Annotated in this window: 10 protein-coding genes; 6 read left to right on the top strand and 4 right to left on the bottom strand. The window is 72.7% G+C overall.

What is annotated here, in order from left to right; genetic code table 11:
* Positions 1-502 precede the first annotated feature (502 nt).
* On the top strand, positions 503-1885 hold the full coding sequence (locus FDP22_RS05415; RefSeq protein WP_138575667.1) for an MFS transporter: 1383 nt from the start codon (positions 503-505) through the stop codon (positions 1883-1885).
* A 157-nt stretch (positions 1886-2042) separates the two neighbouring features.
* Here FDP22_RS05415 and FDP22_RS05410 read toward each other — a convergent pair whose 3' ends face one another.
* Positions 2043-3206, bottom strand: a complete 1164-nt coding sequence (locus FDP22_RS05410) for a cytochrome P450 (RefSeq protein ID WP_138575666.1) — start codon at positions 3204-3206, stop codon at positions 2043-2045.
* Positions 3207-3308: 102 nt separating this feature from the next.
* Between FDP22_RS05410 and FDP22_RS05405 the strand changes: the two genes are divergently transcribed.
* Positions 3309-4232, top strand: a complete 924-nt coding sequence (locus FDP22_RS05405) for a LysR family transcriptional regulator (RefSeq protein WP_138575665.1) — start codon at positions 3309-3311, stop codon at positions 4230-4232.
* 275 nt (positions 4233-4507) lie between these two features.
* Here the strand turns inward: FDP22_RS05405 and FDP22_RS05400 are convergent, their stop codons facing one another.
* The gene (locus tag FDP22_RS05400) at positions 4508-5191 is read right to left on the bottom strand and encodes a phosphoribosyltransferase (protein WP_239031873.1); all 684 of its coding nucleotides are present in this window, start codon (positions 5189-5191) and stop codon (positions 4508-4510) included.
* Positions 5192-5476: 285 nt separating this feature from the next.
* Here FDP22_RS05400 and FDP22_RS05395 point away from each other — a divergent pair, with 285 nt between their 5' ends.
* Entirely contained in the window at positions 5477-6643 is a 1167-nt protein-coding gene (locus FDP22_RS05395) for a M20 aminoacylase family protein (RefSeq protein WP_138575663.1), read from the top strand.
* Positions 6644-6978: 335 nt separating this feature from the next.
* Here FDP22_RS05395 and FDP22_RS05390 read toward each other — a convergent pair whose 3' ends face one another.
* Entirely contained in the window at positions 6979-7869 is an 891-nt protein-coding gene (locus FDP22_RS05390) for a nucleoside hydrolase (RefSeq protein ID WP_138575662.1), read from the bottom strand.
* Between the two features lie 649 nt (positions 7870-8518).
* Here FDP22_RS05390 and FDP22_RS05385 point away from each other — a divergent pair.
* The 3 genes from FDP22_RS05385 to FDP22_RS05375 are packed head-to-tail and all read left to right on the top strand — an operon-like array spanning position 8519 to position 11760.
* Positions 8519-9277: a hypothetical protein gene (locus tag FDP22_RS05385; protein ID WP_138575661.1), complete on the top strand. Its 759-nt coding sequence runs from the start codon at positions 8519-8521 to the stop codon at positions 9275-9277.
* Positions 9278-9281: 4 nt separating this feature from the next.
* Positions 9282-11267, top strand: coding sequence for a glycosyltransferase (locus tag FDP22_RS05380; RefSeq protein ID WP_138575660.1), 1986 nt, complete (start codon positions 9282-9284; stop codon positions 11265-11267).
* Complete coding sequence (locus FDP22_RS05375) at positions 11260-11760, top strand: hypothetical protein (protein ID WP_138575659.1); 501 nt, start codon at positions 11260-11262, stop codon at positions 11758-11760. Before FDP22_RS05380 ends, FDP22_RS05375 begins: the two co-directional genes overlap by 8 nt.
* Before the next feature lie 141 nt (positions 11761-11901).
* On the opposite strand, the gene FDP22_RS05370 is transcribed toward FDP22_RS05375, so the two are convergent.
* Positions 11902-12945, bottom strand: coding sequence for an AI-2E family transporter (locus tag FDP22_RS05370; RefSeq protein ID WP_138575658.1), 1044 nt, complete (start codon positions 12943-12945; stop codon positions 11902-11904).
* Between the last annotated feature and the right edge of the window lie 341 nt (positions 12946-13286).

Raw genomic sequence — 13286 nt, 5'->3', positions numbered from 1 at the left:
CCGTTTCGGGGCGCCCTGCGCCGGCGGGGACGACCGCCGGGGCCCCCCTGCCGCGGCCCTTCGCCGGGTCCCGGCGCGGGCCGGACGGCACCGCCGCCGGACAGAGGATGGCCTCGAGCGGGATCCCCTCCATCACACTCCCGTGCTGTCGAGCGCGTCGGGGCTGACATCCTCCTCCTGCGAGGTGATCGAGGGCGTGACGAGCGAGCGTCCCTCGCGCCGCATCGGCCCGGCCTTCAGCATCCGGCCCATATGTCGGCGCTACCGGCCCGGCGCGGTGCGCGGCAGGCGGCGCGCGGGGTGGGGCTGATCCCGGCGGGCAGGGTGGGCAGGACTGTGCCGACAGGACAGGGCTGGCAGGGAAGGGCGTGGCGCGTGCGGCGCGCCGGACGCGCCTCGCGCCGGGCCGCGCGGGGCGCGTTTGCGGGCAAGAGCGGTTGGCAACCGGCGGCGGCGACGTATATAGCTTCCCCGAGCCTCCCGCGACGGATTGTCTGACCCCGTGAACCGCATCATTCCCATCGTCCTTTCCGTCGCCCTGTTCATGGAAAACATGGACAGCACGATTCTTTCCACCGCCCTGCCCACCATCGCGGCGGATATCGGCACGAACCCGATCGCGCTGAAGCTCGCCCTCACCAGCTACTACGTGGCACTGGCGATCTTCATCCCCATCTCCGGCCGGCTGGCCGACAGGATCGGGCCGCGCAAGGTGTTCCGCGCGGCGCTGGGCGTGTTCATGCTCGGCTCGGTCGCCTGCGCCTTCGCCGGCTCGCTGGAGGGGTTCGTGGCGGCGCGCTTCCTGCAGGGCATGGGCGGCGCGATGATGACGCCGGTGGGCCGGCTCCTGCTGGTGCGCTCGGTGCCCAAGGCCGAGCTGGTGACCGCCATGGCCTGGTTCACCATCCCGGCGCTGATCGGGCCGCTGGTGGGGCCGCCCATCGGCGGGGCCATCGCCACCTGGGCGCACTGGCAGTGGATCTTCCTCATCAACCTGCCCATCGGGGCGATCGGCATCGTGCTGGCCACGCTCTACCTGCCGAAGGTGGAGCGGATGGAGAACATCACCTTCGACTGGACCGGCTTCGTGCTCTCCGGCCTCGCCTGCGCGGGTATCGTCTTCGGCTCCTCGGTGATCTCGCTGCCGGTGTTGCCGCCGGCGGTGGGCATCGCGCTGATGGCGGGCGGCGTGCTGGCGGTGCTCGCCTACCTGCGCCACGCGCGGCGGGTGGAGGCCCCGCTCCTGCGCCTGTCGATGATCCGCGCGCCGGTGTTCGGCGTGGCGCTGCGCGCGGGTTTCCTGTTCCGCATCGGCACTGGGGCGGTGCCCTTCCTGATGCCGCTGCTGCTGCAGCTCGGCTTCAACTTCTCGCCCTTCGTCTCGGGGCTGATCACCTGCATGGGCATCGGCGGGGCGATCGGGATGAAGTTCCTCGCCCGGCCCATCCTGCGCGCGCTCGGCTTCCGGCAGACGCTGATCCTCGCCGCCCTGCTGGGCGGGCTGCTGATCGCGCCGCTGGGCTTCTACCGGCCGGAGCTCTCGGTGGCGCTGCTGGTGGCGATGCTGCTGGGCGGCGGCTTCTTCCGCTCGCTGTTCTTCACCGGGGTGAACGCGCTCGCCTTCTCCGACCTCGACGAGAAGCGCTCGGGCGACGGCACGGCGCTGATGAGCGTCTCGCAGCAGCTCTCCATCGCGCTTGCCGTGGCCATCGCCGGGGCGGTGCTGGAGGTGTGCATGACGCTCGCCGGACGCGACGTGCCGGCGGTGGGGGATTTCACCGTGGCCTTCCTGCTGATCGGCGTCATCACCGCCTCGGCCTCCGCCCAGTTCCTGCGGCTGGAGCCGGAGGCGGGCGCCGAGGTCTCCGGTCATCGCGCCGGCTGAGGCCCGGCGAGGCCCCCGTTCGGCGGCCGGGCAGCGAGGGCCGGGTGAAGAGACCGGCGCGTCGGCCGGCGCGCGAGGCCCCGGCTCGGGGGCCGGGGCAGCGGGGAGCCAGGTGACGAGCCCGGCGCCGCCCCGGGGCCTCGGCCGGGGCGCCGGCTCAGTCCCAGGCGCAGGGCAGGGTGAGCGGGCCGCGGAACACCCAGCCGCCGCAGCGCACCGGGCCGTTGAGGCGCAGGCGCGGCAGCCGGGCGAAGAGCGTGGGCAGCGCCACCTCGGCCACCTGGGTGCGCGCCGCCCAGGCCCCGGCGCAGAAATGCGGCCCGGCGCCGAAGGCCACGTGCTGGCTCTTCTCGCGCGAGAGGTCGAAACGCTCCGGGGCGTCGAACTTCGTCTCGTCGCGGTTGGCCGAGCCGAAGAGCAGCGCCACCCGGTCTCCCGGCTTCAGGCGCACGCCGGAAAGCTCGGTCTCGCGCGAGACGGTGCGCGGCACCATGCCGATGGGCGAGATCCAGCGGATGTATTCCTCGAAGGCCCGGCCCCAGAGCCCGGCATCCGCCGCCACGAGCGCACGCTGCGCGGGGTCGGCCAGCAGCGCCCAGGCGAGGCCGGCGATGGCGTCGCGCGGCTCGTTCTGCCCGCCGCCGATGATCACCTTCACATTGGCGCGGATCAGCTCCATCGGCATGCCGGCGGAGAGCAGCACCGAGAGCACGCTGCCGTCCGGCTCGGCGGTGAGGCGGGGCACCATCGCGTCGATCGCGGCATCGATGCCGGCGGTGGCCTCGGCCCCGCGGGCCGCGAGCGCGGGGTCGCCGTGGTAGTTGCCCACCGCGTCCATCATCCACTGGCTCCAGCGCGCCATGTCCTGCCAGGCGATGGTGGCGAGGCCGGTCACCTCCACCAGGCTGCGCGCGGCCATCGGCGCGGCGAAATCGGTGAAGAGATCGCCCGCGCCGCGCGGTTCCAGCCCGTCCAGCAGGTCATCCGCGATGGTCTGGAAGGCGGCGCGCCAGCGCGTCTTCACCGCGGCGGGCGAGAAGGCCGGCATCACCTGGCGGCGGTCGGCGGCATGGTCGTCGCCGTCCTTGCGGATGAAGGCATGGCCCATCACCCGGTGCACCAGGCTCTCCGGCGCGGTGGAGTTGAAGATCTCGCCGTTGCGCTCGGCATGCACTACATCGTCGAAGCGGGTGAGGAAGAAATGCCCCGCCGCCGGCACCCAGGCCACCGGGTTCTCCGCGCGCAGCCGGGCGAAGGTGGGGTAGGGGTCATCCCAGAGCGCCCCGAGGTCGATGTCCTCGGCGATCAGCGTCTGCGCCATCGCGGTGTCCTCCATGTTTTGTGCGGCGAGCGCTTCCGGCCCGTTTCCGCCAGCCTGCGCGCCGGGCTTGATCGGATCAATCCGATGCGCTCAATGTGACTCATGGAGAAATTCGATGCAGAACCCGGCCACCTCGCCACGGATTTCGCCGCCCTGCGCCTGCTGGCGACGGTGGCGGAGCTGCGCTCCTTCTCCCGCGCCGCGGAGGCGCTGGGGCTGCACCAGTCCACGGTGAGCTACACGGTGGACCGGCTGCGCCGCGTCTTCGCCGACCCGCTGTTCACCCGCGAGGGCAGGGGCATTCGCCCCACGGCGCGCTGCGAGGAGATCGTGGCCGGGGCCGAGCACCTGATCGACGGGTTCGAGGCGCTGGTGCGCCCGGCCGCCTTCGACCCCGCCACCGCCCGGGCGCTGGTGACCGTGTCGTGCAACCACTACGAGCAGGTGCTGGTGCTGCCCGGGCTCATCCGCCACCTGCGGGCCCACGCGCCCGGCGTGCGGCTGCGGGTGATCCCCTCGCAGGCCAGCGGCCACGAGCAGCTGCGCCGCGGCGCCTGCGATGTGCTGATGAGCCCGCTCGCCCGCGACGCGGAGGGGCTCTACGTCACCCGCCTGCTCACCGACCGCTATGTCTGCGTGACCGACCCCGCCCGCCCCGGCGCGCTGGACATGGAAGGCTACCTCGCCGCCGGGCATGTGGTGACCGGCTATGGCGGCGGCTGGAAGCCGCTGTTCCTCGACATGCTGGCGGCGCGGGGGCACGGGCTCACCATCGCGGTGGACCTGCCGAACTCGGGCTCCATCGCCGAGACCATCCGCGGCACCGATCTCGTCGCCACCACGCTCTCGCTCCTCGCCTGCGCCACCTGCGCCGGGCTCACCGTGCGGCCCGCGCCCTTCGAGACGGAACTGCCGATCCGCCTGTACTGGACGGAACGCACCCATGCCTCGCCCCTGCACGCCTGGCTGCGGAGCGCAGTGGCGGATGTGGCACGGGGGCTGGAGGCCGGCGCCCGCCCCGCCTGACGCGTCCCGCCGGCGGTGCGTCCTGCCGGCGAACCGCGCCTCCCTCCGGGGGCCGGGCACTTGCGGACGAGATCCGGAGCTGGCAGCGCCTTCAGGGCGACAGGGCGACAGGGCGACAGGGCGACAGGGCGACAGGGCGACAGGGCGACAGGGCGACAGGGCGACAGGGCGACAGGGCGACAGGGCGACAGGGCGACAGGGCGACAGGGCGACAGGGCGACAGGGCGACACACCGCACGGAAGATCGGCAGGCGGGCGGAGCCGGGCGCGGGGGGTCAGGCGGGGCGCCAGCGGCCTTCGGGGGTTCTGCGCAGCAGCGGGGTTTCGAAGGCGGCGCGGACGGGGCCGGCCCAGTCCGCGTGGACGGTCTCCTCCCAGCGCCGGGTCTGGATCATCGCCACCGTCACGCCCACGGGGATGCAGCCGGCGCGGGCCAGCACCCGCAGCGTGGCGGCGAGCGAGCGGCCGCTGGAGACCACGTCATCGACCACCACCACCCGCCGGCCGGCCAGCAGCGGCAGCATGCGCGGGTCGACATAGAGCCGCTTCTGCTGCTCCGGGCTGGTGATGGAGGACATCGGCTCGGAATAGCGCTCCTCGTACCAGAACTTCCGCGAGGTGCCGAGTGCCACGTAGCGCCGGTGGCCGAGGGCACGCGCCACGCCATGCGCCAGCGGCAGGCCCAGGGTGGGCACGCCCACGATGCGCTCGGCCCCCATCGCGCTGGCATGGCCGGCCATGGCGGCAATCAGCTCCTCCTCCACCGCGAAACTGGCCTGGGTGACGATGAGCGAGGCGACGCCGAGCCCCTCGCCGCCGGGCAGCTCGCGGATCGGCAGGGCAAGCTGGTGGCCGTCCGGCAGCTCGGCCGGAAACAGGCCGTCATGGTCTCCCGACGTGTCGAAATGCCCGGGTGCGTAGATGTGCTGCCAGAACTCGTGGGGGGCGAACTCGGTCACGGGCGGTCTCCTCGCTGGGTCGGGGCCTTGTACCAGACCCGGCGGAGGGGTTCCAGTGAGCGGCCGGGGCGCCCGGCGGGGGGATGCCCGCCTTGCCGAGGGGGCCTGCGGCCCCCGCAGCGCAGCGGGCATGGCGAAGGCCCGGCCCGGGCCTCCGCCCCCCTGGCCCCGGCGGCGTGCCTTTCCGGTGGCCGGGGGCTTGCCATCCGGGCGGCGAGGGGGGATGGTCCGGCCCGGTGTCCCGCCGCCGGCGGGGCCTGCCCGCATGCTGAACTGGACCCGACCATGACCGCGACCCTCACCGAAGACGAATGCGCCCGCCTCACCGCGCTGCGCCGCGACCTGCATGCCCACCCGGAGCTGGGCTTCGAGGAGGAGCGCACGGCGGGCATCGTGGCCGGGCGCCTCGCCGCCGCCGGCATCACGGTGACACGGGGGCTGGGGCGCACCGGGGTGGTGGGCACGCTCACCACCGGGCCGGGCCGCGCGGTGGCGCTGCGCGCGGACATGGACGCGCTCGCCATGCCGGAGATCGGCACGCCGCCCTATGCCTCCACGGTGCCCGGCAAGATGCACGCCTGCGGGCATGACGGGCACACCACCATGCTGCTGGGCGCGGCGGAGCGGCTGGCCCGCGCGCGGGATTTCTCCGGCACGGTGCATTTCGTGTTCCAGCCCGCCGAGGAGGGGCGCGGCGGCGCGAAGGCGATGATTGCCGACGGGTTCTTCGAGCAGTTCCCGGTGGATGCCGCCTACGGGCTGCACAACATGCCGGGGCTGGCGGTGGACCGGATCGCCGCGGTGCCCGGGCCGCAGCTTGCCTCCTCCGACAGCTGGGAGGTGGCGTTCACGGGGCAGGGCAGCCACGGCGCCAAGCCGCATCAGGGCCGCGACGCGGTGACCGCGGCGGGGCATTTCCTCACCCAGCTTGCCACCGTCACGGCCCGGCGCGTCGACCCGCTGGAGCCGGCGGTGGTGAGCGCCTGCGCGGTGTCCGCCGGGGAGTTCGCCGCGCTGAACGTGATCCCGGAGACGGTGCGGGTGGGCGGCACGGCGCGGGCCTATTCCGCCGCCGTGCGCGACCTGCTGGAGGAGGAGATCGGCCGACTGGCGCAGGGCGTCGCGGCCTCCTTCGGCATCCGCGCCGACTACGGCTTCCGCCGCCGCATCCCGCCGGTGGTGAACGATGCGGCCTGCACCGGGGTCGCCCGCGCCGCCATCGCGAAGGCGCTCGGCCCGGAGGGCGTGGTGACGGCCTTTCCGCCCTCGACAGCGGGGGACGATTTCGCCGAATTCTCCACCCGGGTGCCGGGCGCCTATGTCTGGCTTGGCAACGGCCCGGCCGAGGAAGGCGCCCTGCACCACAACGGCCGCTATGACTTCAACGACGCGGCCATCCCGGCCGGCGTGCGCTTCTGGGAAGAGGTGGTGCGGGCCGAACTCGCCCGCTGAACGCGCGGCCCGGGGGGCCGCGGCGCGCGCGGCGCGTCCCGGGGCGCCGGCTGCCCGGACGGTGCCGGCAGGGGACGCGCCGTGCCGCGAATTCCCCCGAAGGGCCGCATCCGGGCCGGCGCCGGCGCGCCGGGTGACCGGGGGTCGAAATGGGTTGCGTCTTGCCTCCGGGGCGGCGACCCTCAGCCCTCAGCCCTCAGCCCTCAGCCCTCAGCCCTCAGCCCTCAGCCCTCAGCCCTCAGCCCTCAGCCCTCAGCCCTCAGCCCTCAGCCCTCAGCCCTCAGCCCTCAGCCCTCAGCCCTCAGCCCTCAGCCCTCAGCCCTCAGCCCTCAGCTTCAGTCGCTCAGGTGGCCGGCGAGGGCGGCGAGGACGCCGGGGGCGTCGACCTCCATCAGCACCTCGATGGGGCTGGACGGATCGGGCACGGCCGTGAGCGCGCCGGTGTCGCCGTCATGCGAGAGATCCACGGTCAGGCGCATGCGCTCGCCGCGGAACAACTCGGGCGCGAGGGCGTAGATCGTCACGCAGGGGTCGTGCAGCGGGCGGGTCACCGTGGGGTCCATCCCGGCGCCGCGCTGGAAGAAGGCGGAGACCAGCTCCGCCGCCGCCCGCGCCACCGGCCCGTCGGACAGGCCCGCCACCCAGCCCGCCGAGGCGCGCACGCGCCGCGTCACGTCGAGCGGGATCAGCACCAGCGGGATGCCGGAGGCGAAGACCTCCGCCGCGGCTTCCGGGTCCGCGGCGATGTTGAACTCGGCCTTCGGGCCGGAATTCCCCGGCTCGCGGATCGCGCCGCCCATGGCGATGATCCGGTCCGGCCGGGCATTGGGGTGGCTGCGCAGCATCTGGGCGATGTTGGTGAGGGGGCCGAGCGCGAGGATCTGGGCATCCTCGCTCACCTGTGTGCCCAGCCAGTCCGCCGCGGGAATGTCGAGCGGCGCCTCCGTCGGCTCCGGCAGGGTGACGGCGCCAAGCCCGTCATTGCCGTGGATCTCGGAGGCATCGATCGCGGCGCGCGCCAGCGGGCCGGGGGCGCCGGGCACCACGGGCAGGCCCTCGCGCCCCGCAAGGGCCACGAGGCTGCCCGCATTGCGCGTGGTCAGCGGCAGGCCGATGTTCCCGGCCACGGTGGTGATGCCCCGCACGTCGAGCTCGAGTGCCCGCAGCGCCGCGAGAATGGCGAGGGCGTCGTCGAGGCCCGGATCTGTGTCGATGTAGGTTTTCATGTCGCCTTCTCGCCCGCGCGGCGCGGGCGGTCAAGCGTCTCGCCCGGGGCGCTCCGGGCGGGACCGGCCCGGCGCGCGGCGCAAGGGCGGCGCGCTGCGCAGCAGGCGCTCCGGACGGGCGGGGTGTCGGGGCCGGCGCGGCGGGATGGCGGGGGCGGCGCGGCGGGGGCGGGCAATCCGGACGGCTGTGGAAGCGGCACCGATCCGCCGGGCTGCGCACCGCTGGCGGGCGCGCCGAAGGGGCGGCGTCCGTGGGTCTCGGGCGCCGTGCGGAGGCCTGGGACGCAGCACGTGTTCCAGGCGGTCGGAGGCGCGGGATCCGGCTGGCAGGGCGCGTGAAATCCGGCTGGCAGGGTGCCTGGGATCGGCGCGGAACCGCGCCGCCGCCAGTCCCGGGCCAAGCGCAACGGAGAGGCCGCGGAGCGGGCGCTCGAACTACGACGGGTGCGCGCCGGTCGGCGAAGCGCGGCCGACGGCCCCTTCCCACGGGTCCGGGCGGTGCAGGGGCCCGTCGCCCGGCGCCCGCAGGGGGGGCGGCCTTGACATTCACGGTCCGGACATATTGCTGTGACCTGAGGTATTCTAGCCCGGCGCGGGACACTCTGCCCGCCCCAGCGAAAGTTTTTGGCAGACCACGGGAGGCTGTGCGATGAGCGCAACAAGGATCGACCCCGTCGACATTCGCAACCAGGTTTTCCTGCTGGAGAAGGCGATCTCGTCGATGCGGCACGCGATGGACATCCGGATCGCGGAGGCCGAGGGCCAGCTTCAGACCCGCTGGCGGTCGCGCCACGTGCCCTCCGCGCTGGAGAGCTTCCTCACCTCCGATGCCGGGTTCGACCCGCGTGAATGCCCGCCCAACCACCGCTTCGGCGAGGGCATCTGGGTATCCTACGACAAGGTCGAGGGCAACGGCTGCGCGCTGCGCGCGGTCTCCTTCCCGGGGCTGCCGCAGACTGGGGGCGCCTCGTCCTGCCTGGTGGTGGCGCCGTGGTTCCGCGGGGAGGAGATGTCGCAATGGGTGTCGGTGTCCACCGTGCTGGACGCCGCGGCTCTCGGCGGCCTCGCCTCGGTGAAGCTGCGCTTCGTCTGCGGCTTCCGCGACAGCGCGCCCGCCTTCGGCGACCCGGCGCAGGCCGCGCCGACGGACATTCTGCGAGACAATTTCGTCCTCGCCCTGCGCATCTTCGATGCCGAGGGCCAGTTCCGCAACATCCGCATCCAGAGCCTGCCGGCGCTGGACGCGCCGCTGCCCTTCGAGGTGAGCCTGCCGGCACCGGCGCTGGAGGCGCTGGCCGAGGCGGAGCCCGGGAACGAGGTCCGGCTGATATTCAACCTTCCGGTGAACAAACGGCGCGACTACGAGTTCTCCATCTCCGCGTTCCGGGTGGACGGGGTCGCGGCCTGATCCGATGCGCATCCTGTACGTGACCAACGAGTCCCCGCTGTTTCCGGCCGGGGGCATTGCCACATACATCGGCTACATGGCCGAGGCCATGCGGGCGCAGGGCCACGAGGTGTTCCTGCTGTCATGGCATTTCACCGACCCCGGGCCGGTGGAGGACCCCTGGCCCTTCGCGCCGGAGAACGTGCGCCTGCTGGAGCTGTCGCTGGAGCGGCTGAGGGCGAAGTTTCCCTATGGCCAGCACAACCTGTGCACCGCGCAGGTGCTGGCGCCGGAGATCGAGCGGCTGGTGGGGGAATGGCGGATCGACGTGGTGGAGGCGCCGGACTTCCTCTCCCCCGCGCTCAGCTTCTTCCAGGACTGGCAGACCCGCAGGAACCGCCGCGACCTGCTCTGCGTGTCCTACAACCACGGGTTCATCGAGGATTTCTACGAGGCCGACCAGATCGGCCCGAAGATCGGCACCCAGAACGACCTGAGCGGCGAGCGCCAGCAGCTGCGCGCCTCGGACCTGGTGATCGCGCCGTCACAGGTCTCGGTGCGCCGGCTGGCCTCCTACGGCATCGCCGACAACGTGAGCCTGGTGCGCGAGCCCTACCGCTTCGCGCGCAGCGCCCCGGCCGACACCCTGCGCAACGCCATCACCTACATGGGGCGCATCTCGCTCTCCAAGGGCATCGACAAGCTGGTGCTCTTCGCCAACGTGATCGACGAGCTGCTGCCGCTGGAGCGCGTCCTGCTCATCGGCCGCAAGGTCGACACGCCGTTCCGCGAGCGCGACATCGAGGCCTACGTGCGCAACCGGCTGTCGCCGCGGCTGGCCGAGCGGGTGGCCTTCACCGACATGCTCGCCCGGCCGGAGGCGCTGGGCCTGCTGGAGCCGGGGGCGATCGCGCCCTGCTTCGGCTCGGCGGAGACCTTCTCCTATGCCTGCGTGGAGAGCATCGACCACGGCCTGCTGCCGGTGGTGCGCCAGGGCACGCCGATGGCCGAGTTCTTCCCCGCGCAGCTGCAGCACCACGTGCAGGACGAGACCTTCTCCGATCTCGGCCGCATGGGCCGCGGCTTCGAGCGGCTGGCGGCCGATGCGCCGGCCGTCGTGGCCGAGCTGCAGCAGGTGAACGCCGAGGCGCTGGACCCGGACAGGATCGCCGCCCGGATGACCCGGGAATACGACTCCGCCCTGCGCGCCAAGCGCCGCTACACCCAGGTGCAGGTTCAGGTGCGCCGGCCGGCCACCCTGGCGGACATCACAGTGCTGATGCCGGTCTACCGCCCCGACAGCGCGCTGATGGAAACCGTGGAGAGCCTGGTGCAGCAGACCGCCGGCGTGCCCCGGCTGCTGATCTGCGATGACGGCACCCCGCAGGAGGCGCAGTTCTGGTTCGACTACGCCCGCATGCGCATTCCCGACTGCACGGTGCTGCGCCAGCCCAACGGCGGGCTGCTGGCGGCGCGCGCCACGTTGCTGGACCGGGCGGACAGCCGGCTGTCGCTGTTCCTTGACGCCGACGACATCCTGGACCCGCGCTACATCGACCGGGTGCTCACCGCCTACAACGCGAATGCGCACACGCCGAACGCGGTGCTCACCCAGCGCTTCAATTTCCAGCAGAGCGACGAGGTCGTCCTGCGCCACCTGCAGCACGACCACCTGCACATGCTGCGCAACGACTACCGGATGACCGCGCTGATCGAGACCGCGGCGCTGCGCGATGTCGGCTTCGACATCACCCGCCGCAACGGCGAGGCGGACGACTGGGTGTTCTGGCTGGGCTTCGCGGCGGCCGGGTATCGGGCCGAGATGGTGCCGGAGCCGCTTTTCCGCTATCGTTTCCGCACGGGGTCCATGTCCTGGCCCTGGTCGCGGGGGCAGACGATCGGCAGCCTGTCGATGGTCCGCCAGGCGCTCGCCGCGATGGTGGAGCGGCGGCCCGGCCAGGCCCGGGCGCTGTCACGCGCGTTGTTTGCGAGGATGAGTCTCGATGAATGACTCCCAGTTCGCCCACCGGGACCAGACGCCCCTCGCCACCGGGGTGCTGCGCGAGAAGATCGGCATCGTCCGGCTGCTGCTAGGAGACACGGTGCCCGGTTGCCCGGTGTCGCTGCTGGCCGAGCCTGACCCGTCGGTCTGCGGCTTGCTGCTGGGGGCGGACCCGGCCTTGCCGCTGCTGGCGCGGGAGGCGGAGGCCGCCACCTGCCCGCCCGTCCGGCTGTGGATCACCGCGCCGGTGCTCGACGGGCTGCTGGCGGCGCGCCCGGCGGCGCTGCCGACCATCCTGGGCCTGCTGGGGCTGGAGCGGCTGGTGGTGCTGGTGGAGGATGAGGACGACCCGACCGTGGCGGCACGGGTGGCGCGGCTGGCCGGGCTGGGCATCCTGGGGCCGCGCATGGTCTGCGGCGGCCCGCTCCTGGGGCGTGACACCGGCCACGCGCTGGGCTTCACCTATGCCGCCCCGCGCCACGCCCGCCCGGGAAAGGTGTGACGGCCCTCGGCGGCCCCGCACTCTCCTGATCCCGCGGGCCTGCAGTCGCGAAGCGCGGACAGGGCGGTGCGGGTTTCGCCGTCATCGGGGGCGCCGCCATCCGGCCCCGGGCGTTCCGGGCGGGCGGAGACCGGGGCCGCCTCAGGCCTCCTCGACCATCGGTTCCGGCAGGTGGCGCCGCCGCTCGCCGGCCGAGACGAGCGCGGTGATCACCAGCAGGAGCGGGATGGAGATGATTCCGCCGATCGGCCCCCAGAGCCAGATCCAGAACACCAGCGAGATGAACACCAGCAGCGGGTTCACCGTCATCGTGCGCCCGATGATGGCGGGGGTGATGAACTGGCCCTCCAGCATGTTCAGGCACAGGAAGCTCGCCGCCGGCAGCAGCGCGTAGAGCCCGGTGAAATGGATGACCCCGCCGATCAGCAGCATGCCGGTGAACAGCGCCGGCCCGAGGTAGAGCACGTAGTTCATCACCGCCGCCACCAGCCCCCAGACCATGGCGAAGGGCATGCCCAGCAGGAACATCACCAGCGCCACCATGGTGCCCAGGATGGCGTTGATCACCGAGATCGACAGGAAATAGCGTGACACCCGCCCCTCCGCATCGGCGAGGATCTCGGCGAGATGCACCCGCTCCTCCTTCGTGCGGCCCATCTGGGCGATGGTGTTGTAGATGGACTTGCGGGTGAGCAGGAAGAAGAACAGCGCGCCCACGAACACCAGCGTCTGGGCCACCAGCGCCGGGGCATAGGTGAGCGCGAAACCCACGCCGCCGCCGCCGTCGAGCTGGACGGTCATCTGGCTTTCGTCCTTCATCGCGGCGGTCAGGCGCTCCTGCACCGTCTGCAGCGAGGAGAGCGCCGAGCGCACGTCGATCAGCACGAGCTGCAGCCGGCTCCAGATCGAGGGCCACTGCTCCACCAGTTCGCTCACCGGGGTGGCGAGCGCGCCGAGCAGCAGGGCGAGGAAGCCGAGGCCGGCGACGAGCAGGATCAGCGCCACCGCCGCGTCCGACAGGTGGCGCTTGCGCAGCCAGTCCGCCAGCGGGCTGAGCACGATGCCGACCATGATCGCCAGCATGATCGGGGCGAAGACCTCCTGCGCCACCTGCAGGGTGGCGAGCAGGGCAATGATGAAGATGCCGACAGGCGCCTGGTCCATCAGCCTCGCGAGATATTTCATCTTTGCCTGGCTCCCCGCCGCAACCCGTTGGTGTTTTTCCGGCGCATCCGGAATGGATGGCTCCGACCGTGCTGGTAGTCACCCGGAACGCCCGGTGCGGGCCGGTCCGGGCCGTTCTGGCTGGCCGCTCCCCGGTGCGCGGGGCGCGGGCGACCGGCCCTGTCCGCGCCGCCGGAGACGTGTCGTCCCGGTGCGCGCGGGCCGGTCTGGGGTCCTGCGGGTGGGGAAGGGTGCCTGCCCCACGCGGGCTGCCCGGCCCGTCGGCTGCACCCGTCCGTTTCAGGCGTGCCAGCCAAGGCAACGTTCCAAGGCGCGAATGGTTCCGAAAATTTTATCGGGTC

This window comes from Paroceanicella profunda (genome assembly GCF_005887635.2).
Taxonomy (GTDB): Bacteria; Pseudomonadota; Alphaproteobacteria; order Rhodobacterales; family Rhodobacteraceae; genus Paroceanicella; species Paroceanicella profunda.
Note: the sequence above shows the minus strand (reverse complement) of the source record. Positions and strands in the feature narration are given on the sequence as shown.

What these genes read in the sequence shown, in the direction of transcription:
- FDP22_RS05410 (WP_138575666.1), bottom strand. Translation starts at nt 3,206, where the DNA reads ATGGCGCAGACGCTGATCGCCGAGGACATCGACCTCGGGGCGCTCTGG.
- FDP22_RS05405 (WP_138575665.1), top strand. Translation starts at nt 3,309, where the DNA reads ATGGAGAAATTCGATGCAGAACCCGGCCACCTCGCCACGGATTTCGCC.
- FDP22_RS05395 (WP_138575663.1), top strand. Translation starts at nt 5,477, where the DNA reads ATGACCGCGACCCTCACCGAAGACGAATGCGCCCGCCTCACCGCGCTG.
- FDP22_RS05390 (WP_138575662.1), bottom strand. Translation starts at nt 7,869, where the DNA reads ATGAAAACCTACATCGACACAGATCCGGGCCTCGACGACGCCCTCGCC.
- FDP22_RS05385 (WP_138575661.1), top strand. Translation starts at nt 8,519, where the DNA reads ATGAGCGCAACAAGGATCGACCCCGTCGACATTCGCAACCAGGTTTTC.
- FDP22_RS05380 (WP_138575660.1), top strand. Translation starts at nt 9,282, where the DNA reads ATGCGCATCCTGTACGTGACCAACGAGTCCCCGCTGTTTCCGGCCGGG.
- FDP22_RS05375 (WP_138575659.1), top strand. Translation starts at nt 11,260, where the DNA reads ATGAATGACTCCCAGTTCGCCCACCGGGACCAGACGCCCCTCGCCACC.
- FDP22_RS05370 (WP_138575658.1), bottom strand. Translation starts at nt 12,945, where the DNA reads ATGAAATATCTCGCGAGGCTGATGGACCAGGCGCCTGTCGGCATCTTC.